General features: G+C 70.7%; 23 protein-coding genes. 10 read left to right on the forward strand and 13 right to left on the reverse strand.

The features are described from left to right. Positions 1–273 precede the first annotated feature (273 nt). On the forward strand, positions 274–1,704 hold the full coding sequence (locus tag ACE3Q8_RS17525; RefSeq protein ID WP_374471582.1) for a sensor histidine kinase: 1,431 nt from the start codon (positions 274–276) through the stop codon (positions 1,702–1,704). 13 nt (positions 1,705–1,717) lie between these two features. Here the strand turns inward: ACE3Q8_RS17525 and ACE3Q8_RS17530 are convergent, their stop codons facing one another. The 4 genes from ACE3Q8_RS17530 to ACE3Q8_RS17545 form a co-directional block, all read right to left on the reverse strand. Continuing rightward, positions 1,718–1,927 carry a hypothetical protein gene (locus ACE3Q8_RS17530; RefSeq protein WP_374471583.1) on the reverse strand — a complete coding sequence of 70 codons (210 nt, stop codon included), beginning with the start codon at positions 1,925–1,927 and terminating at the stop codon, positions 1,718–1,720. Between the two features lie 114 nt (positions 1,928–2,041). Further along, on the reverse strand, positions 2,042–2,176 hold the full coding sequence (locus ACE3Q8_RS17535; RefSeq protein WP_374471584.1) for a hypothetical protein: 135 nt from the start codon (positions 2,174–2,176) through the stop codon (positions 2,042–2,044). A gap of 219 nt (positions 2,177–2,395) precedes the next feature. Beyond that, positions 2,396–2,992: a helix-turn-helix transcriptional regulator gene (locus ACE3Q8_RS17540; protein WP_374471585.1), complete on the reverse strand. Its 597-nt coding sequence runs from the start codon at positions 2,990–2,992 to the stop codon at positions 2,396–2,398. 68 nt (positions 2,993–3,060) lie between these two features. After that, a complete protein-coding gene (locus ACE3Q8_RS17545; RefSeq protein ID WP_374471586.1) occupies positions 3,061–3,696 on the reverse strand; it encodes a helix-turn-helix transcriptional regulator in 636 nt (211 codons plus the stop codon). A gap of 322 nt (positions 3,697–4,018) precedes the next feature. On the opposite strand from ACE3Q8_RS17545, the gene ACE3Q8_RS17550 reads away from it, so the two are divergent. After that, entirely contained in the window at positions 4,019–4,723 is a 705-nt protein-coding gene (locus tag ACE3Q8_RS17550) for a LuxR C-terminal-related transcriptional regulator (protein ID WP_374471587.1), read from the forward strand. Here ACE3Q8_RS17550 and ACE3Q8_RS17555 read toward each other — a convergent pair. After that, a complete protein-coding gene (locus ACE3Q8_RS17555) occupies positions 4,702–5,481 on the reverse strand; it encodes a Crp/Fnr family transcriptional regulator (RefSeq protein WP_374471588.1) in 780 nt (259 codons plus the stop codon). The genes ACE3Q8_RS17550 and ACE3Q8_RS17555 overlap by 22 nt on opposite strands. A gap of 648 nt (positions 5,482–6,129) precedes the next feature. On the opposite strand from ACE3Q8_RS17555, the gene ACE3Q8_RS17560 reads away from it, so the two are divergent. Next, complete coding sequence (locus tag ACE3Q8_RS17560; protein ID WP_374471589.1) at positions 6,130–6,660, forward strand: sigma-70 family RNA polymerase sigma factor; 531 nt, start codon at positions 6,130–6,132, stop codon at positions 6,658–6,660. A gap of 343 nt (positions 6,661–7,003) precedes the next feature. Beyond that, entirely contained in the window at positions 7,004–7,573 is a 570-nt protein-coding gene (locus ACE3Q8_RS17565; protein WP_374471590.1) for a sigma-70 family RNA polymerase sigma factor, read from the forward strand. On the opposite strand, the gene ACE3Q8_RS17570 is transcribed toward ACE3Q8_RS17565, so the two are convergent. From ACE3Q8_RS17570 to ACE3Q8_RS17590, 5 genes are all read right to left on the reverse strand, one after another. Then, positions 7,561–8,844: a transporter gene (locus ACE3Q8_RS17570; protein ID WP_374471591.1), complete on the reverse strand. Its 1,284-nt coding sequence runs from the start codon at positions 8,842–8,844 to the stop codon at positions 7,561–7,563. The genes ACE3Q8_RS17565 and ACE3Q8_RS17570 overlap by 13 nt on opposite strands. Continuing rightward, positions 8,841–9,359 (reverse strand): hypothetical protein, encoded by a 519-nt coding sequence (locus ACE3Q8_RS17575; RefSeq protein ID WP_374471592.1) that lies wholly within the window; start codon positions 9,357–9,359, stop codon positions 8,841–8,843. Before ACE3Q8_RS17575 ends, ACE3Q8_RS17570 begins: the two co-directional genes overlap by 4 nt. After that, positions 9,356–10,066 carry a C39 family peptidase gene (locus ACE3Q8_RS17580; RefSeq protein WP_374471593.1) on the reverse strand — a complete coding sequence of 237 codons (711 nt, stop codon included), beginning with the start codon at positions 10,064–10,066 and terminating at the stop codon, positions 9,356–9,358. Before ACE3Q8_RS17580 ends, ACE3Q8_RS17575 begins: the two co-directional genes overlap by 4 nt. Then, complete coding sequence (locus tag ACE3Q8_RS17585) at positions 10,066–10,464, reverse strand: hypothetical protein (protein ID WP_374471594.1); 399 nt, start codon at positions 10,462–10,464, stop codon at positions 10,066–10,068. The genes ACE3Q8_RS17580 and ACE3Q8_RS17585 overlap by 1 nt, the downstream gene beginning before the upstream one ends. 69 nt (positions 10,465–10,533) lie before the next feature. After that, a complete protein-coding gene (locus ACE3Q8_RS17590) occupies positions 10,534–11,505 on the reverse strand; it encodes a hypothetical protein (RefSeq protein ID WP_374471595.1) in 972 nt (323 codons plus the stop codon). Between the two features lie 402 nt (positions 11,506–11,907). On the opposite strand from ACE3Q8_RS17590, the gene ACE3Q8_RS17595 reads away from it, so the two are divergent. The 6 genes from ACE3Q8_RS17595 to ACE3Q8_RS17620 all read left to right on the forward strand — a co-directional run bounded on the left by ACE3Q8_RS17595 (position 11,908) and on the right by ACE3Q8_RS17620 (position 17,340). Next, the gene (locus tag ACE3Q8_RS17595; RefSeq protein ID WP_374471596.1) at positions 11,908–12,666 is read left to right on the forward strand and encodes a Crp/Fnr family transcriptional regulator; all 759 of its coding nucleotides are present in this window, start codon (positions 11,908–11,910) and stop codon (positions 12,664–12,666) included. 50 nt (positions 12,667–12,716) lie between these two features. After that, the gene (locus tag ACE3Q8_RS17600; protein WP_374471597.1) at positions 12,717–13,922 is read left to right on the forward strand and encodes a hypothetical protein; all 1,206 of its coding nucleotides are present in this window, start codon (positions 12,717–12,719) and stop codon (positions 13,920–13,922) included. Continuing rightward, on the forward strand, positions 13,909–14,958 hold the full coding sequence (locus tag ACE3Q8_RS17605; protein WP_374471598.1) for a nucleotidyltransferase family protein: 1,050 nt from the start codon (positions 13,909–13,911) through the stop codon (positions 14,956–14,958). The genes ACE3Q8_RS17600 and ACE3Q8_RS17605 overlap by 14 nt, the downstream gene beginning before the upstream one ends. Then, entirely contained in the window at positions 14,955–15,173 is a 219-nt protein-coding gene (locus tag ACE3Q8_RS17610; protein WP_374471599.1) for a hypothetical protein, read from the forward strand. Before ACE3Q8_RS17605 ends, ACE3Q8_RS17610 begins: the two co-directional genes overlap by 4 nt. A 132-nt stretch (positions 15,174–15,305) precedes the next feature. Then, on the forward strand, positions 15,306–15,668 hold the full coding sequence (locus ACE3Q8_RS17615; protein ID WP_374471600.1) for a hypothetical protein: 363 nt from the start codon (positions 15,306–15,308) through the stop codon (positions 15,666–15,668). Next, positions 15,661–17,340: a L,D-transpeptidase family protein gene (locus tag ACE3Q8_RS17620; RefSeq protein ID WP_374471601.1), complete on the forward strand. Its 1,680-nt coding sequence runs from the start codon at positions 15,661–15,663 to the stop codon at positions 17,338–17,340. Before ACE3Q8_RS17615 ends, ACE3Q8_RS17620 begins: the two co-directional genes overlap by 8 nt. A 6-nt stretch (positions 17,341–17,346) precedes the next feature. Here ACE3Q8_RS17620 and ACE3Q8_RS17625 read toward each other — a convergent pair whose 3' ends face one another. The 3 genes from ACE3Q8_RS17625 to ACE3Q8_RS17635 all read right to left on the reverse strand — a co-directional run bounded on the left by ACE3Q8_RS17625 (position 17,347) and on the right by ACE3Q8_RS17635 (position 19,500). Continuing rightward, the gene (locus ACE3Q8_RS17625) at positions 17,347–17,562 is read right to left on the reverse strand and encodes a hypothetical protein (RefSeq protein ID WP_374471602.1); all 216 of its coding nucleotides are present in this window, start codon (positions 17,560–17,562) and stop codon (positions 17,347–17,349) included. Positions 17,563–17,681: 119 nt separating this feature from the next. After that, positions 17,682–17,867, reverse strand: coding sequence for a hypothetical protein (locus ACE3Q8_RS17630; RefSeq protein WP_374471603.1), 186 nt, complete (start codon positions 17,865–17,867; stop codon positions 17,682–17,684). Between the two features lie 172 nt (positions 17,868–18,039). Further along, positions 18,040–19,500: an O-antigen ligase family protein gene (locus tag ACE3Q8_RS17635; protein WP_374471604.1), complete on the reverse strand. Its 1,461-nt coding sequence runs from the start codon at positions 19,498–19,500 to the stop codon at positions 18,040–18,042. Positions 19,501–19,734: the final 234 nt, after the last annotated feature.

Below are 19,734 nucleotides of genomic sequence, written 5' to 3' on the forward strand. Positions count from 1 at the left end.
GAGAGAGGCCGAACTCCGGCCCCAAAAGGTCGCCCCCGGCCGTCGGGGGGTGGCCGGGGGCTATGGAGTGCGCCGGGGGGCGCCAGGGGGCGGAAGGAGATTGGGGGCTCCGGCCGCGCTTCTTTCCAACACGGCTGGCGGCGCGGCGTTGCGTCAAATGATGACCACCGCGTCCTGCGCGGCGCAGTAACCTGTCGCCGTGAGCGCCGGTGTTCCTTCGGCGGGTGAATAGGACTCGATGTGTCGGCGGTGGAACATGGCTCCCCCGAACCCATGGAACGCCTGGGAACCGGCGTTCCGGACACCGCCTGGTCTATCCTCCTGCGCCGCGCCGACCGAGGGTTGATCCTCGTCGATCGCCGATGGCGGGTCAGGTTCTGCAGTCCCGTGGCGCAGCGCGAACTGCTGCGCCAGCCGGCCGCGGAGGGTGCGAACTTCTGGGATCATGCCGGCCGCTTCTTTGACGCCGCCACGCGCAGGAGGTTCCGCCGCGCACTGTCACACGCCACGCCGGCCGAGGCGGTCCTGTCTCCCGCGCCGGGCCTGTGGCTGCACGTGGAGCTCGTCTGCGATACCGAAGTATCGGCGGTGCTCGCCCGCGACGCGACGCGCGACCTGCGCCTTCAGGCGGCGGCCCGCCGGATGCAGGAGCGGACCCGGGAACTCAACGAGAGCCTCATGCTGGCGCACCGCGCCGCCCGCGCGGCGACCTGGGAGTGGAGAGCGGGCGAAGCGCTGCGCTGGACGGACGTCGATGCGGCCCGCGACCTCATCGGCATTCCACGGCCGTGGAGCAGTGCGTTGGTCCCGCGAGACTGGGTCGATCTCGTGGTCCCCGAGGATCGGCCCGGGCTGCAGCAGGCGGTGTCGCGCGTCCGCGCGGACGGCGAAGGCCAGTTCGTGTTCCGGGTCGTGGCCGCCGACGGAGCTGTCCGGTGGCTCGAGGCGAGCGCCGTGGTGGCGGAGCGCGGCCCCGCTGGCGAGGCCCTGCGGCTCGCCGGCGTGACCATAGACGTCACCCAGCGCCGGGCCGCCGAGGACGCGCTTCAGCAGGAGGTGGCGGAGCGACGCCGCGCCGAGGAGCGGCAGCGCCTGCTCGTGGCCGAGCTCAACCATCGTGTGAAGAACACCCTGGCGACGGTGCAATCCATCGCGCGCCAGACCCTCCGCAGCAGGCCGGAGCTGCGGCGCCTGTTCGAGGATTTCGAAGGACGGCTGCTCGCACTGTCCTGGGCCCACGACGTGCTGAACGCGGAGGGCTGGTCGGGGGCGGACCTGCCGAACCTCGTGGAGCAGACCCTGCGCGCCCATCAGGGCGACCAGGGCGACCGGATCATCGCCGTGGGCCCCGCCGTGCGTCTGGCCCCGGAAGTGGCGCTGGCCATCTCCCTTGCGCTGCACGAACTGGCGACCAACGCCCTCAAGTACGGCGCATTCGCGCGGGACGAGGGGTTCGTGGAGGTGCGCTGGGACGTAGGCCCCGTCGATCAAAGGGGCGAGGTCCGCGAGCTGACCCTCGAGTGGCGGGAACGGAATGGTCCCGCGGTGACGGCGCCCACGCGCAGCGGCTTCGGGACCCGGCTCCTGCGCCAGGCGCTCTCGGCCGAACTGGGCGCGCCGGTGGATCTCCGCTTCGAGCCGGACGGGCTGGTCTGTCGCCTCTCCACCCGGCGGGGATTGCTCCCCGCGCCCGCGGCGGCATGACCGGAATCCCGTGCTAGTGCCTCAGCAGGAGACCCGAGCCTTCCAGCTCGTCGGCGACCCGAGCGGCGGCGGCGGCCCGCCATAGCCGGTCGGCGGTTCGCTCCGCCGCCTCGGCGGTCAGCGGGATCGCGCCGCCGGTGGGGGACAGGATGAGGACCAGACCCTCGTCATTGACGACGAAGAGGGGGTCCTGGTGGATCGGCTCGGGGCTGAGCTCATGCATACAGCTGTGTACCGCTCCGATGCCAATCCGGTTCCGTGGACGGCGGCGCATGGACGGAGAGGCGGAGGCGGCGTCGGGGGGCGCCGCCCGCGGGCCTGTCGGATCGGGCGGCGATCAGCCGGCCGCGCCCTGCCAAAGCACCTGAAAGGCGCGGAAGGCCGCCCACCAGAAGAGGCCGCAGGCCAGGACGACGGCGAGGACAAGGCTCAGCCGCCGCCAGTTGATGGTGTATGTCCCTCGCGCCCGCAAGCTGATGCCCCTCCCGCGCGCCGAGGCGCGCCCGCCGTCGGCATGCCCCCGGTCCAGGGCTGGACCGGGGACACCTTGTCGCCGCGGCAGCTGCGCCGACTGGAGGCGCAGAGTTGGGCTCGTGCTGACGCCCGCCCACTCTGGCTGAGCCGCAGCGCCATGCCTTATCAAACGACGCGGGCGCTGCTGTTGAGCCTGACGGGGCTCGCCCCGACGTGTTCAGCCGGGCAGGACGAACGGAGCGAGCTTGCGGAAGAACGCCTCTCGCGATCCCACGCCGAGCTTGCAGTACGCCCGCTTGATGTGCATCCGGATCGTGTCGACGGTGACGTTAAGCGCCCGGGCGGCCTCCTCGGCGGTGCGGCCGTGCAGAAGCTGGGTGGCGACCTGGCGCTCGCTCCGCGTCAGGCCGAACGCCTGTCCAAGGTCGGCGAGGGCGAAGTCGAAGCCGGGACCGGCATGATGCAGCGTAAGGCCGACCACGTGGCGCCAGGGGCGTTCCAGGCGCACGGCCGTCAGCACGACATGTTCGTCGGTCTCGTGGTTGGTGATGCAGTCGCTGCTCAGGCGCTCGGTCGCCCTCGCGACGAAGCGCCGGAGGGCCTGATCGGTCCTGGCGTCGCGAGAGGTCAGGCGGCCGTTCCTGTGGACGATGCTGGCGTCCCGCCGCAGGAACTCCTGGGCCGACGAACTCAGCCAGTAGACCGTGAGATGCTCGTCCACCACGAGGCGCGCGCGGGTCTCCCTGTCGACCCAGCGCGCGAGCATGGTTTCGACCGTAACCGCCGCCTCGGCATTGACGCTCACTGGAAGCATGGCTCGCGCCCTCCGGCCCATGTCGTGTTCGCTGCGCTTGCGGACGATCCGTGGAAAGCCTGGGCCATCTAGCGCACCAGCCGCATGACCTGACGGAGGACGCCCGCGATCCCGCGCACGTGCATCTTCAGGTAGAGGGTCCGCAGGTGCGCCCGCACCGTGTTTGTCGAAACGCCGAGTTGCCGTGCGATGTCCTTCGGCGCGGAGCCGCCCACCAGCAGGCGCAGCACCTCCCCCTCGGCGCCCGTCAGGGCGAAGGCCTGCATCACCGCCTCCACGTCCTGCAGTGGGCGGGGCTCGCCAGGGAAGGAGACGAACACCAGGTCGCTCGGCCGGGTCGGCCAGGCCAGGAGTTCTAGCGGCCGCCATTCCCCGTCGGCGCCGCGCAGGATCACCCGGGCGCCGCCGCTTAGCGAGGCTTCGGCGAGGCCGCGGGAGAAGGCGAACTGCGCGTCCCCGTCGGCGAAGACCAGGCGCTCACGCCGGAGCGCCGCCGCCGCGCCCTGCTCCAGGAGCCGCCAACCGGCAGGGTTGGCCTGCGCCAGCACCCCCGCGGGGTCGACGATCAGGACCGGGATCGGGTCGGCCAGGAACCATCCACCGGGCTCCACGCCCGCGTAGCGCGGCCGCTCCGAGGTTGTGCGGGGGATCCGGGCCGGCTCTCCGGCGGGGGAGTGCGAGTGTCCTGCATCATTGGAAGGCATGGCGATCCTGCGCAATGGAGGCTGGTCTTCAAGCCGCCCCGCAAACATTCGCCACGACGTTCACCATGAAAAGTGAGGGATTTCCCGTACGTGGCCCGTACGTGCACAGGACCTGAGATCGCCAAAATTACGCCCCCAAATGATGGAACCGAGTTCAACAAACGACGGTATCTCTTGTTGGGAACATGCTCTCAGCAGGTGAGGAGGTGGGCTAATGTTAGTGACGCGGAATACTCGGATTGCGCCAGAAGGCGCGACGTTCGCGGGTGGCGTCGATCGGCCGTTTTCGGGTGCGGCCTCGGCCTGGGGAACCGGCGAGTCGTTGAGGATCCGGCGATCGTCGGCAGGGCTTCGGGGGACGCCGGGACAGGACGAGGCCTATGCGAACGCCGCCATCGAGACAGTGCCGATCCCTGCGGCCGTGACGGACGAGGAGGGCGTGGTGCTGGCGGCCAACCGGCGGCTGCTGGACCTCCTCGGCCTGCCCGGCAGCGCGCCGGCCCCTCGACTCCGCCTGCCGCTCCCCGGCGCGGCTCCGACGGAGCGGCAGGAGGTTCGCACGGGCTCCGTGACCCTCTCGCGCTGGAACGGGCGACTGATCAGCCCCATGGTGGTTGCGGTCGGCGTCGGAGGCCGCGGCTGGATGCTCTACCTCGTCACCGACGTCTCTCCGCCGAAGGCGTCGAGCGAGCCGGCCGACGGTCCGGGGACCTCAGAGGCGGCCGCCCGTCTCTCGCTTCTGACGTCGCGGGAGACGGAGGTTCTGCGGCTGCTCATCACCGACGGCTCCAACAAGGCGGTGGCTCGGGCCCTGGGAATCAGCCCGCGGACCGTGGAGGTGCATCGCAGCAGGGTGCTGCGGAAGCTCGGGGTCACGAGCCTCACCCAGGCCTTTGCGGTCGCGCTGGCGGCCGGCCTGGACGGGGGCCGCGCGGGCCGCCGGCACGGCGACCTGGGCGCTGTGGACCGCGAGGGCGGCGGCCAGGCGGTCGGCGCCTCCGCGGCTTACAGCCTCCAGTTCAGATAGGTCGGGGAGAAGTCGGCGAAGCCTTCCAGGCGCCGCTGGTCGAGGATCCGCAGCACCCGCCCGTCGAGCTGCAGCAAGCCGTCTTCCTGCAGGCGCTTCAGCACGCGGTTGGTGTGGACGATCGAGAGCCCCTGGGAGGCTGAGAGGCGCGCCTGGCTGAAGGGGACGTGGCAGGTCGAGCCTTCGGCGAGGCCGGCGGCCTTCATCCGATGGAAGTGCTCGCAGAGCGCATGGGCCAGGCGCTCGGCCGCCGGCCGCGCGCCCAGGTTGGCGAGCCACTCGCGCGCGATGTTCTGGTCGATCAGGGCGGCCGCCTCGAAGGTCTGGCGGAGACTGGGGAAGTCGTCGAACAGGTCCAGCAGAGCGCCGGCCCGGAACACGGCCACCACGCTTCGGCTGATCGAGGTGATGTTGTGGTCCAGGACTGCGTCGCGGGCCCCGGGGCTGAACGCCCTCAGCGAAAACAGCGGCCAGTCGAACAGATCGCCCGGCAGCAGGAAGCCGATGATGGGATGTCCGCCCCACCGCGTGACCTTCGAGCGGGCGGCGCAACCATGGACCATCATCATCAGGTCCCCCATCGAGCCGCCCGCGAGCCCGATCGCATTCTCCCGCCGGAACGCCTCCAGCGTGAAGGGAAGCCCCGCCAAGCCCTGATGTTCCGCCGCGCTGAACGGGCGGATAGCCGACAGCTTCGTCGTCAGCAGCCGTACGACACGGGTCCGCTCCACGTGAGGAGGCGGGCGCCTGATTGACATGAGGAGCTCCCGGATGCGCCGCCCAAGGTCTTGGCGATGTTCATATCGAGAGAGAGCTCGAGCGGTTCGGCGCCTGATTTTGAGGAGACAATATTTGCGGACTTCTCGTCCCGATCTGATCACGCGCTTGTGATTTCGCTTGAAGGGCGAGCCCCAGGACAACCTGCAATAGAATTCGACGGGGGCGCTGAAGGGGCGCTGCTGGCTGGGAGCGGCGGTTTGGATCTGGATGGAGAGGCCAGCTCCTGGTCGCGCTGGGACTACCCCGGCGTGTGTGCGCTCTCCCCGCTCGCCTTCGGCAAGAGCCGACATGAGCCGCCTCACGAAACAGCATCGCAAGCTAAGCTTGTTTCCGCGGGCGGGGCTGCTCTCGGCCTCTGGTGGGGGGCGGTCCTCGCCCTGGCCGCGCCCGGGTGAGCGCCCATCCCACCAATTCAGGGTCGCATTCAGCTTTCTACAAGTTGGGCGAACAATCGGGTTCGACAACATTTGATGTTGTTCGGCATCTATGTGGGTGGATCACTAGAGGAGCCTGCTGACAGCAGGTGTTGGTGCGGCTTCTCAGGAAGCGTTGGCGCCTTTTCGAGGGTTGGCGGGGTGATGGCGAGTTGAAGTGCTCGCCGTCTTCCTGCTCGGGAGGGGAGCACTATGGCCGACATGTTTCGGGATAGCGTTATCGCGTTGATTCCAAAGATGCGTAACTACGCAACCGCTCTGACGGGTTGCCGAACGAGCGCAGATGATCTGGTGCAGGACACCCTCGTCAGGGTGTGGCGCTTCCGAAACAGCTATCAGGAAGGCAGCCAACTGCAGGCGTGGGTCATGAAGATCATGCGCAACGAGTTCCTGAGCCAGCGCGCCAGGCGTCTGCCCGTCATCCAGAACGGCGACGGCGAGTTCGAGGACCTGCGGACCTGCGAGCCGGATCAGGAGTGGCGCGCGACCTATTCCCAGATGCTCGAGGCTCTGGCCCAGTTGCCGGGCGGGAACCGGGAAGCCCTCCTCATGACGGTGGCGCTGGGCTTCACCTGCGAGGAGGCGTCCGATCTTCTGGGCTGCGCCGCCGGAACGGTGAAGAGCCGGGTCAGCCGCGCACGAGAGCAACTGATGCGGCTGCTGAACATCCCCACCGAGCCCGCGCAACTCCTGCATTCGCCCGGTGGGCTGGCGCAATGCTAGCCGAACCGCGAGGCCTCCTTTGATGTGGTGCGCGCCGAATCGCGAGCATCGTTATCCCAGTTTATAGAAAGTAACGCGCCCATTCGATATCCCTCCTTGTAATGAAATTGCCACCCACGCGTGTTTTCGGCGGCGGTGTGGTCTAGAATACAATAGGGATGGAAATGGGTTGGGCGTCGAGTATACCTGCGCGTGAGCGGTGTTTGCTTCGCGACGATCTCAAGGCGAAGGGCTGCGCCTCAGAACGACTTCGAAGAGAAGCCGCGGCGCAGGCCTCCTCGCCTCCTTCAGCTCCGTGGCTGTCTCCCGCCAGCGGCCAAGCCGCCTGTCCGGGCGCGCTGTGATGTCCCTGCCAGCCTTTCCGTGCGTGGGATCGCCCGAACGAGGGCGGCCGCCGCCGGGCGCGCCTGGTCCATCCGCGACCTGGCCGCTCGAGGAACTGCGCGTTCTTCGCCCCGCCCTGCGGTCCTACGCCGTGGGGCTGGTCGGGTCGGCCGCGGACGCCGACGACCTCGTGCAGGAAGCCCTGCTGAAGGCCTGGCGCTATCGCGCGAGCTACGAGCCCGGCACCAATCTGAAGGGCTGGCTCTTCCGCATCCTGCGCAACGAGTTCCTGTCGTTCGTGGCGCGGCCCCGTCCGGTCCAGGATGTTGATGGAAGGTACGCGGCCCAGCTCCGGGCTCCCGACAGGGAGGATCTGGTCCCGCTGACGATGGAGGTGCTCGCGGCCCTGGACGCGCTTCCGGAGATCTCCCGCCAGGCGCTGGTCCTTGTGGCCCGCGGGGAGAGCTATCAGGACATCGCGACGATCTGCGGCTGCGACGTCGGCGCGGTGAAGGCCCGGGTGAGCCGCGCCCGCGCCCGGCTGCTCAAGGCCGTCGGCCGCTCCGCCACGCCCGGTCAGAACCTGTAGGGGGTCCTCAGCATGATCCGCACGTCGGAGGCGTCCGCGGTCATGCCGAACTCGAAGGTGCCGTTCACCGTCAGTCGCTCGTTGAAACGATAGGACGAGCCCACCAGGAAGTTGCCGACCTGCAGCGGCTGCGAGGACTGTACGGTCGCGCCCAGTTCGGTGCGCGTGCGCCGGATGTAGTTGTGCGTATAGCCGAACGAGACCGAGAACCGCGGGTTGAGCGAGAGGCCGAACCCCAGTGAAGCGCCGATCGAGGCGCCCGGCTCGACACGCCCCACCAGGGCGCCGCCCACCTCCCGATCGATGTCCCGACTGAAGTTGTGCAGGTAGGTGAGGGCGCCGAAGATCACCACCGGGTCCGACGGGTAGAGCATGGTCAGGCCGCCCTCCACAGCCCAGAAGCCGGATCCTGTGGCCAGTTCGCTCGCAACCCCGAACTCGTCGTAGTCGACCTCATAGGGTCCCAGGCCGGTCGGGGATTTGACGCGCGTGGTGGCGACGAAGACCGGCCATCCGTTGCGCCCGCCGTTGAGCTGGTAGCGGAGGCTCGCCTCGATGTCGCCGAGGCCCCGGCCGTCGAGCTCAATATTGCGCGAGATGGTCTCGTCGCGCTGGGCGAGGGTCGTGATGCGGTCGTGCCGCACCACGTAGGGGACGCGCAGCTCCATTTCGAGCCGGTTGGTGAGGCCGTAGCGGGCGGCGATGTTGGCCACTCCGGTGTCGCGGTCGGCGTCGCTGGCCTCGATCACGCCGAGCTGGACGCCGGGGACGATCTCGACGCCGCGGAACACGAGGCGGTTGTTGCTCGTGCGCACGTATTCCAGCGATGGGTCGATCACCAGCGTGCCCGGGGCTGTGAGAACCCCAAGCTCCGGCGGGAGCGCCGCAACCTCCGCCCGTGTCGGTTCCGGCGCCTCCCCCACAGGCGCGCTCGGAAGCACGACCGTCGCCCGGGGCGCGGGCGCGGGTGCGGCCTGGGCCAGGGCGAGGGCGGCGAAGGGGGAGGGAGCGCCGCGCGCGCGGATCTCCGCCAGCGTCGCGTCCCGCTCCGCCTTCAACGCCTGGATCTCCCGCTGCTGGTCGGCGATCAGCCCGGCCTGCCGGGCCAGCTCGGCGCGGATCTCGTCGAGCTCTCCGCCGGCGGTGCGGACTTCGGGAGGGCGGGTGGCCAGCGGGGCGTCCTGCGCCGCCGCGCTCCCGGCTGCGCCGGCGAGGAGCGCCGCGGCGAGCGATCCGCCGGCTCCAGCGATCGTGGCGATGCGGCGCCTCAACGCTGCGTTCCGTCCCGCAACGCCGCGCTCACCGCGGCGTCGAGGTTCAGGGCGGTGCGCTCGACGGCGACCTGTCGCTGGAACTGCTGGAGCTCGGGCACGGAGAGCATGATGTCCGTGACCTGGCGGATCGCCCTGTCATTTGCCGTATTGAGGACGACGCTGGCGATCCGATCCTCGCCGATATGGTGCAGCACCTGGGTCGTGCCTCCGCCCGCCGCCGGCGCGTCGAAGAACGGCGTGCCGGCCGGCAGCGGCGTCCCGTCCGCGCCTGCCGTGCGGGTCGTCAGCCCGGTCTCCGACCACGCCACCCAGCTTTCCAGGACCAGCCGCCCGTCGACGAAAGTCTGCACGGAGGCGGCGAACCCCACCTCGATACCGAGGGGGGTCATCAGGCCTGCGCGGGCGGCGGCAAGCTCGGCGTCGGCCAGCCGCCGCGGGGCGGCTTCCTCCGCGGCGGCCGGCGTGGCGGCGGCGAGAAGCAGGGCGGCGAGCGGGGGGACGAGGCGTCTCATTGGCCGGACACCACAAGGGGGGTGATCTGGTAGACTGGCGGAAGCTCGCGGGTGAAGCTCGCCAGGCTGGTGTCGTCCAGCCGCCGGCGCGGCGCCCGTGGGAGGCTGTTCCATTCGGCGGCGACGTTGAAGGCGCCCGGCGCCGCGGCGGGATGGATGACGAAGGTGACGCCGTTCCACATCCTCGCGAACTCGCGCAGGGGGTAGGCGGCGAGGCCTCGTGCGGGATCCCCCACCAGAACCTCGTCGCCGCGGACGCCCTTCACCACGACGAAGTGGCGGTAGGCGCCGATGCTGATCATCACGATCGCCGGTGTCCGTCGGGCGGCGAGCTGGGCGACGGACTCCCGGTAGCCGTCGGACCGCAGGCCGATGGCGGCGAGGTAGGTCTTCATGTCCATGAGCGAGAAGCCGAGCCGGCGGATGTTCGGCTGGTCTCCGACGGCGTACATGGCCCGGAACACCTGGGCCTCGTTCACCGGCCGGCCGTAGTGATAGTGGAGCAGGGTGGCCAGCGCCGCCGAACCGCAACTGTAGTCGTACTGCTGGCGAACCACGGTGCGGAACGGCATGTCCCGCAGGCTGGTGACCTTGGCCCGGAAGGCGCCGACGCTGCTGTTGAACTGCGCCTGAGCCATGCAGGGGGCTGCAGCGGCCGCCATCACGAGGGCGCCGCCCGCCGCCAGGAGCGTGTGCGCGGGCCGCATCACGGGGTCGGCGCCGTGCCGATGCTGACGTTGATCGCGCCCTGCAGCGTGTTGTTGGCGCCGGTGTTGATCACGAAGTTCCCCACGCCCGTGAAGCCGCTGAGGGCCTCCGGCGAGAAGTTGACCGGACCGGAGCTCAGGGACCCGGCGTTGACGACGTTGCCGCTGCTGGTGGCGGTGAGCTGCTGGCTCGACAGCACCTGCAGGCTGACGCCGTCGCCGCCCCGGATGGCGCTCATCTCGTCCACGCCGAGCGTCGGCGGCTCGGCGTCGGCCGCGTCGGCGCTCGCAGCGTCGGGCGGTGGCGCCTCGGGCGAGGAAGGAGGGTCCGCACCGGCGGGGCTGCAGACGAACAGGACGGCCGCGCCCCACAGGGCGGGCGACAGAAGGCGATGCACGGTCTCTCTCCAGGTTTCGGCAGGACCAGGTGACCGCGGCGGGCTTGCGCCCGCCGCGGTTTCCCCCCGTCAGGGCGCCGTGCCCGTGGTCGGCGCGCCGAAGCTGATGTTCGCGTTGGCCGAGAGCGAGGTGGCCGACTGGTTCAGGGAACCCACGCCGGTGTTGAAGCTCGCCGTCTGCACACCCGCGAAGTTCGCGAACGAGCCGCCATCGATGGTGATGGCGCCCGTGGTGACCACGCCCTGGGTCGCGCCGCCGCCCGCGCCGCCCGGTCCGCCGGTGGCGCCGTCCGCGGCGTCGCCGCCGTCCGCGTAAGAGTCGCCGAAGGTGACGGTGATGCCCGTCACGGTGCCGGTGAGCTCCTGCGTGGACATGGTGGTCACGTTGCTGGAGTTGTCGTTGCCGGAATCGTTGGTGGAGTTGTCGGAATAGTCGTTCCCGGCGTTGTCGACCGAGTTGTCGTTGCCGGAGTCATTCGTCGAATTGTCGTTGCCCGAGTTGTTGGTCGAGTTGTCGTTGCCGGAATCGCTCGTGGAGTTGTCGTTTCCGGAGTTGTCGGTCGAGTTGTCCGAATTGTCATTGCCGGAGTTGTTGGTCGAATTGTCGTTTCCGGAATCGTTGGTCGAGTTGTCGTTTCCGGAGTCGTTCGTCGAGTTATTCGAGTTGTCATTACCCGAATCATTCGTCGAGTTGTTCGAGTTGTCGTTTCCGGAGTTGTTCGTCGAGCTGTCGTTTCCGGAGTCGTTCGTCGAACTGTCGGTGTTGGTCGAGTTGTCGTTTCCGGAGTTGTTCGTCGAACTGTCGTTTCCGGAGTCGTTGGTGGAGCTGTCCGTGCTCGTCGAATTGTCGTTGCCGGAGTTGTTCGTCGAGTTATCCGAGTTGTCGTTTCCCGAGTTGTTGGTGCTCGCGGCGGCCGCGCCGCCGTCGGCCGTTCCTGTGGCCGTGGCGTCGAGCGTTGTGGAAGTGGCGGTCTGCGCCAAAGCGGGGCTGTAGAGTGCGCCCGCGAGGATGAACGCCGATGTCGTGGCGAAGAGCTTCAAGTTCATGGATACCCCTCCAGGGATGGTCTTGGAGGATGACCCTCCGGACCGCAGAACCTGAGATCATTCCGGTCGGTGATCACACAAGATATTGAACGGACCGGGCTCGTGAACTTGCCGCAGGTTGGCGAATACAGGCGCTCGTGCGGTCGCCGGCGCGCTTTTCATAGCCCATGTTGTAGATCCGGGTCAGGGCGCGAGCCGCGCCGCGGTCGCCGCGCGCAGCCGGCAGGCGGCGGAAATTCAACCAGAAATTTACCCAATCTTGGGGCTGCGGGCTCGTCCGCCCGGCGCCACCGTCTCACCTGCCGGGCGCCGTTCCGCCCGGAGATGATCGGCAGGCGCTGCGGGTGGCATGGCCGCAGGGCGGCGCCTCTCGGTTGCAGAGCTGGAGGGTCTTCGATGGGGCAGTTGGATTACATCGCATCCAGATCGGCCGCGCCCGCCGGGGCGTCCTGCGTCGCGCCGGCGGACAGCGACGACGTGCAACGGGTGCGTGCGTTCTGGCGGCGGGTGGAGCGCTATCCGGCCGGCGTGCAGATGGGAGTGGAGTCGGGCCCGGGCCGAGGTCGCCGGCTGGTGATCGTGTCCGGTTGGGCCTGCGAGCTGAGGATCCTCCCGGACGGTCGTCGGCAGATCTTCGGATTCCTGCTGCCCGGCGACGTGGTCGACACGGAGGTGACCCGAGACCTCGGCGCCCGCGGCGTCATGACCCTGACGCGCCTTCAGGCGGTCGAGGCCGAGGGTGAGGCGGCCGATCCCGCCACGCCCGCCGAGCGGGCCGCAGCGGCCTCCCGGCGGGAGGAGCGGCTGTACGATCACATGGTCCGGATGGGCCGGCTGACCGCGCGCGAGCGGGTGCTGCATCTGCTGCTGGAGCTGTGCGAGCGGCTCGAGGCGGCCGGCCTGGTGCGCGACGAGAGCTTCCGCATCCCGCTCACCCAGGAGCTGTTCGCCGACACCCTGGGGCTCAGCGTGGTGCACATCAACCGCACGCTGAAGGCGCTCCGGGAAGAGGGCAGCATCACCCTGAAGGCCGGATCGGTGACACTGCACAACAGGGCGCGGCTGGCGGTGGCCTGCTGCTATGAGCCGCCGCGGCCGGTCGCTGGCCTCGGCGCGGGCCGGGAGGGCGTGCGCCGCCGCACGGCGGAGATCTGAGGACGCGGGCCATTCGCCAAATGACGCCTCGGGCGCCGCGGCGGCCTGCCATGCGTGGCGGGCGCGGCGACCGGCCGGCGCCCAACGAGGTGAGCGTGGTGTGGCGGCAGGACCCAGGGCTGGCGGCCCCCGCCGAAGAGGGCGAGGCGGTCACCTTCGCGGCTCCAGGCCATGTGACGCGCCTGCGTGTCGGCGACCGCGCGATCCTCCACGACGCACGGCGCCAGCAGCTCTTCGAGCTCAACGACACCGCCGACCTGGTGTGGCAGGCGCTCACGTCCGGGGCCGGGGTGGTGGGGGCGGACCGCGACCTGCGCCGGCTCGGCCTCGCGCCGGCCGAGGCTCGCGCCCATGTCTGCGCGTCCGCCGCGGCTTGGATGACCGCGGGGCTCCTCGCGCCATGCGCGGCGCTGCGGGAGATCGCCGGCGTTCCCGACCACAGGCGTCGCCTCCACCTGGACGAGCTGTCGCTGGAGATCGCGTTCCACGGCCTGCCGCCGGCAGCCTGCGATCTGGTGGCCCGCCCGTTCTACGGCGCGGGCGCGCCGGCGGATCGGCTCTCCGTCGTCGCGCACGGCGACCTGTTCCTGTTCTTCCTCAACGGAGTCATCCGCTCCGCGTGCCCGGGCGAGCGCCTTGCGCCCCAGTTCAAGGCGCTGCTCACGGAACTGTACCTCGGCGCGGTCGATGGTGGCTTCCTGGCCCATGGCGCGATGCTCGTTCGTGACGGGCGCGGCCTGCTCCTCACCGGCGACCCCGGCGCCGGCAAGTCGACGCTCGGCCTGGCTATGGCGGCGGCCGGATGGACCTTCGGCGGCGATGACATCGTCCGGGTCTGGCCGGACGCCCGCGCCTCCCCGGTCACCTTCGCCGCCTGCGCGAAGTCCGGCGCCTGGCCGTTGCTGGACGCGCTATGGGCCGGGTTTGCAGCCCTGCCGTCATGGATACGCAACGATGGCCAGCAGGTGCGCTACCTCCTGCCGCCGGACCTCGCCGACCGCTCGCCGCGGACCTTGGACGCCGTCGTCGTCCTCTCGCGAGAGAGCGGCGCGCCGGCGGGGCTGCACCCCCTCTCGCCCCTGGACGGCCTGAGGGCCCTGGTGGCCGGCGCGCACTCGGGGCGCTGGTCCCTCACCGGAGACGCCCTGCGCGCCCTCGTCGATCGACTCGAGCGCATCCCCTGTCGACGGCTGGTCTATTCCGACGCGCGCGAGGCGATCCCTGTCCTGGAGGGGCTGGCCCTTGCGCCGTCTTGAGGTCCTGCGGCAGCTGTCCGCCGCCCTCGCCGGTCGGCCGTTCGAGCGGACAAGCTGGCCCGAGGTGGTGGAGCTCGCCAACGAACACCTCGTGACGCCGCAGCTCCATGCCGCGCTGGTCGGCGGCGGGGCCCTGCGCCGCCTGCCCGTGGACCTGCAGGCCTTCCTCGAGGACGTCTTCCAGCGGAACCGTGAACGCAACCGCCGCCTGTTCGCCCAGCTCCGCGAGGCCCTCGCGGTGCTGAACGCCGCGGGACTGCAGCCCATCCTTCTGAAGGGGGCGGCCCTGTGGATCAGCCTCGGCCGGCCGGCCGGCTTCGACCGGATGCTCAATGACCTTGACCTTCTCGTCCAGCCGCACGAGGCCGCCCGGGCCATGGACGCGCTCGCCGCGGCGGATTTCCAGGTCCTGGCCCGCTTTGACGAGCCATGGCGTCACGTGGTGGCGGAGCTCGGCCGGCCCAGCGACGTGGGTGTCCTCGACCTGCACCGCCGGCCGCCCGGCCCGCTGAGCGCTCCCGCGCCGCTGCAGGATCTGCGGCCGGTCGACTGGGACGGCGTCCGGGCCTGGACGCCCGGGCCCGCCGCCCAGGTGTGCATGCTGGCCCTGCACGACCAGTTCCACGAGGGCGCCTTCTGGCGCGGGGACCTGCCCGTGCGCCATCTGCTGGATATCGCCATGCTGTCGCCGATGGTGGCGACGCAGTCCCTCGCCGAGCTGGCGGGAGAGCGCCTGCTGCTCCGCGGCGTCGCCGTGCAGGTGGCGGCCGCGCAGCGGTTCGTGGGGGCCAAATCCGACTGGCCCGCTCTCAGGTCGGCCGCGGTGCGCGCCCACCACCTGCGGCAGGCGGCGCAGTTCGCCTGGCCGGGCGCAGCCTGGCCGCTGGCCTGCCTCGCGGCGCTGGCCGAAGCCGGCAGCCTCGTTGGGCGGGATCGGCTCGTGGGCGATGGCCCCGGTGGGGTGGCGGAGCGCTTCGCGCGATTCCGGTCCGTCGCGCGCGCGGGCGGCGCGAACCCTCCGCTAGGCGCCGGGTGAAAGACCGCCACACCGGCGGCGGCCTGGGCGCGTCGGCAGCCGCCAGCCTCGGCCTGAACGGCCTCGAACCAAATGATGCAACCTTGGCGGGATTTCGGCCACACTATGGCCATGGAAAACATTCGTGTGGCGCTTGGCTTTTCCGTGAAGACGCGGCGGCGTTCATGAGCGGCGACGATTTCGCTCATCATGTCCTCGCTTCAGATCAGGTCTGAGCGCGACTTGAGAGACTTGGCCTGAGAAGAGAGCGCATGCTTATGAGCGACAAGGGCGAGGACGAACGTGTTGAACAGGATCGTCGGATCTTCTTGAGGCGCGCGGGAGTCGCGGTGCCGCCGGCGATGGTGATGCTGCTCTCTACGAGCATGGTCTCTCCGGCCATCGCCGCCTCCGGCGGCGGCGGAGGCGGCGGCGGCGGAGGAGGGGGAGGCGACGGCTTCGTGCCGCTGGCGATCCCCCTGATCGGCGCCGCGGCGACCCAGGGCGGCCCCGGGATCGCGCCGCTGGCCGCAGCGCCGGTCCCTTCGGGATCGGCGCCCAGCGGCGCGGGGACCTCCACGCCGGAGCCGCCGCCGATCGTGGCGCCCATCGGCTCGGGAACGCCGGCGCTCGCGATGGCGACGCCGCGGCCCGGGGCCCCGCCGATCGGAGCGGCCCCGCCGCCCACGCGGCGGTCGCTCGCCGTGCGGAAGGCGGGAGAGCGTGGCTAGGAGCCGCGGCGCAGTCCGCCGTGCGGAGGCCGCGCTGGCAGGCTGGTGGTGGGTCATCGGCGCGCGCGCCGCCAACGCCTCCAAGCGGTCTGTGCTGCTGACATCGGCGCTGGTTCTCGGGGTGGCCGGAGCCGGGCTCGTCGCGTCCCAGGCCCCGGACCTCGCCCTGCGTGCGGACCTGCGGCAGGAGCTCGCCGCCAGCGCGGCGCCGCCCTCGGTGACCGCCTTCTACGCCGCGCGGCGATATGAGCCGGTCTGGGTGGAGGCGGCCGGCGTGTGGCCGTTCTGGACTCAAAGCCGCGTTCGTCCGGCCGCACGGGAGCGCGCCGAACGTGTCCTGGCCGTCCACCAGCAGCATGCCGCCCTGGACGATGCTCGCAACTGGTCCGGGGCTGCAGTCCGGCGGAGCACGCTTGGCGGCCTGAGCGACGGCGCCCGCGTCGAGGTGGCTCTGACCGCTTCCCTGGCCGCCGGGGCCGAGGCGGTCGCCGAGGCGCGCCGGCGAGAGCTGGCGTTCGTGGATCCGGCCTTTTCGTCTCCGGCGCCGCCGGAGGAGTTCTTCCAGTGGGCCACCTCCGCGCCCAGCGCGGTGGACGACATCCGCCGGCTCAACCCGGTGCACGACGCGCTCGCCGCTGGCCTGGTCGCCTATCGCGACCAATGGGCGGCCCTGCCGAAGGCGAGGGTTCCCGTCGGGCCGACGCTGCGGGCGGGCGACCGCGGCCCGCGCGTGGAGCGACTGCGGTTCCGGCTTGGGCTCGCCGCAGGCGACGTCTTCGACAGCAAGCTCGTCGCGGCCGTGCGGCGCTTCCAGGCGGCCCACGGCGTCCCGGCGACGGGCGCAGCGGACCCCGACACCGTCGCCGCGTTGAACCTGGGCCCGGCGCACTTCGAGGCGCGGATCGTCGCCAACCTCCGTCGCGCCCAGGCGCTGCCGCCGCCGGTGGGCGAGCGCTACATCCTGGTGAACCCCGCGGCCGGCCGCCTCTGGATGTACGAGGGCGAACGGCTGGCCGGCTCCATGAAGGTCATCGTCGGCTCGCGGCGGGAACAGACCCCCGGCATGGCCGGCCTGATCCGCTACATGGTCTACAATCCCTATTGGGAGGTCCCGGTCGACATCGCCCAGGCGGCCATCGCGCCTGCCGCGCTCCGCAGCGGGCCGGGCTACATCGAGGCGCGCCAGATGCAGGTCCTGTCGGACTGGGGCGACAACGCCAGCCTCGTGAGCCCGGCCGCCGTCAACTGGACGGAGGTGGCCGCGCGGCGGGCCGAGGTGCGCCTGCGCCAGCGGCCAGGACCCGAGAACATGATGGGACGGGTCAAGTTCATGATGCCGAACGAGCTCGGCATCTACCTGCACGACACGCCCGACAGGAGCCTCTTCGCCTTGGAGGCGCGCCAGCTCAGCGCCGGCTGCGTCCGCGTTGAGCGGGCCGAGGAACTGGCGGCGTGGATCCGCATGGACCGGCCCCTGGATCCGGCGTTCCAAGGCGTGGACCAGGTGGTGGACCAGTTCGCGCCGGTGACGGTCTACGTCAGCTACCTGACCGCCGGCCCCACGCCCGAAGGCGTCAGGTTCTACCCCGATGTCTATGGACGGGACCGGGCGGGCGCCGGAGCGAATGGCGCCGCGACGCTCGCAGACAACGCCCGCGCGCCGGCGGTCTAGCCGGCGTCAGGTCGATCGGGGCGCGAAGCGCCTCAGCTCTTCCGCGCCACCGTCCGAGGCGAGCGTCACGACCGCCGTCTCGCCACGTTCGGACGCGGCCTGCGCCATGTTCTGGGCGGCGGTGAGCGCCTGGTCGAGGGTGGCGAACCTCAGTCCGGCCGTATGGCCCCGCTTCACCAGCCATCCCGACGCTGCGCCCGAAATCGCGTACTCTACCCGCATGCTGAGGTCCTCCTTCGCGCCAGATCAGGACCTCGGCGCCGCTCGCGCCGTATCAAAAGATCGGTTCGTGCGCAGGCAGGGCCAGGCGACTGCGTCACGGCCGCGGGCGCCGCCGGAGCTCACGGTTCATTGGCGGAGGAAGGCCAGAACCTCACCCTGCGTCGGCGCAGCCACAGCTCGCGATCGGTGGTGTCCCGCCGGCTCTCCACCCATGCGATCGCCTCCCGGTCGTCTTGGCAGTCGAGGGGAAGGGCGCGAACGATCTCCCCGCCCGAACTCTTGAAGTAAAGCCAGTAGCGGGCCATCGCGCGCTCCCGTCCCTAGGATCGTGCTTCTTCTTCCAGCATGCGGCGTCGCCCCGCCGCTTCATTCGCCTAGGTGGACGCCGCGGAAACGGCGGGGCCCAGGTCATTCATACTTACGTGAGCCGGGGCCGCGCAGCGTCGGCCGCCGAAGCCGCGCCGGCGAGCGCGACCTTCAGGTCCGGCGGAGTCCCGCGCCCGGGGCGAACTCGTCCGGGAAGGTCGACGCCTCGAGCTCCTCTTCCGCGGCGGTCGTGGCCGAGCTCCTGACCGGCAGGCTCAGTCCCAGGCCGAAGTAGAGCAGCACGGCCGCGGCCGAGATCAGCATGTTGTAGGACGGCAGCTGCGAGAGGCTGGCCGCCACGATGGCCAGGCCCGCGAGGCCGGCCGACGATCGCCGCCCCGCGACGACCGCCGCCGTCGCGAGCCAGGCGAGGACAGCCAGGAAGGCGACAGCCATGGGGATGCCGTAGCTCGTCGCAAGCTGGATCAGGGCGCTGTCCACCGTGCCGTGCTTGGGATCGAGGCGGCCGTTGCCGCTGCCCAGCCGGGTGGCGTTGTCGGTGCTGCCCAGCCCCTTGCCGAGGATGGGCTCCTCGAAGGTGATGGTCTGATACAGGATCAGGCGGTCGCGGAGGCTGACGTCGGAACTGCCGGCGCGGAAGCTTTCGACCCGGCTCACCACCGCCCGCTGGATCGGCTCGTAGGCGAGCAGGGGCAGGCCCAGGGCGAAGACCAGGGGAACCACCGCGAACATCCGGACAACGCGGCCGATCGAGGCCACGCCGGCCACCAGGGCCACGGCGGTCATGCCGATCGCCAGCGCCAGCCACTCCGAGCGCACAAGCGAGAGCAGCAGGGCCACCAGCATGGTGGGCGCCAGGAACCATCGCCACGGGCGTGGGTCCAGGATGGCGGCGATGATGCCGGCGACCATGACAGCGGCGAACGGCACGGGCGAGTTCAGAGGCCCGAACACCCGGACCCGGAAGGGGAGGGGCTCGCCCAGCACCGGCATGCCCGAATTGATCATCCAGCGCCGGTCCCACATGCCGGGCTCCACGAACTGGGCGATGCCGTAGATGCTGGCGCCGAACGCCAGGAGGGCGAGGCCGCCCAGCACTGTGGCCTCGAGCCCCGGTTCCCGCTCCCGGGCGCCGAGCACATAGAGGCCGAAGAGCGCCGGCCCCGCCCAGGCCAGGAGGGCGTAGGCCGCCGGGACGATCCCGTTGTTGAGGAAGCCGACCGCGAGGGCCCAGGCGAGCGGCAGCCCCAGCATGGCGAACCCCGGGGCGCGCGCGAGTCCGGTGCGCCAGGCGCCTACTCCGAGAAAGGCCAGTCCGGTCAGCACGGTGGGCGTGGCCAGGATGGAGCTCAGCTGGTGGTACTCGGTCTGCCAGTCGACAATGCGGCGCACGAACGGGGCCCAGACCCAGACGCCGAGGGTGAAGACGATGAACGCCGCGGGCCGGCGCACCAGGATCAGGCCGAGCCCGATGCACAGGGGTGGAAAGAGGTAGAGCAGCCAGCCCGCCCTGCCGATCGCGGTGAGCGCCAACACCATCCCGCTGACGGCCAGCAGCGCACTCCATCCCAGCCGCGCGCTCGGGGGCGCCGCCTCGGGGGTGGACCACATGGGGCATCTCCGTCGCCTGTACCGGCCAGCAGGACCGGCGAGGCAGCTAAGCGTCCCCGCGCTGCGCCTTCCGCCTCAAATGACGTCGGGTCCGCCGGCGCCCTCCCCAGCGGAAGGTGGGGCGCCCGAAGCGGGCGGGCGGTTCGTCAAATGATGGCGGCCGGCCTGCTCGATTTGGCTAGCGTGATATGGCCTGTGTTGCACACCGCTGAAGGCGAGTGGGGAGCGGGCGAA

Source organism: Phenylobacterium sp. (assembly GCF_041913825.1).
GTDB lineage: Bacteria > Pseudomonadota > Alphaproteobacteria > Caulobacterales > Caulobacteraceae > Phenylobacterium.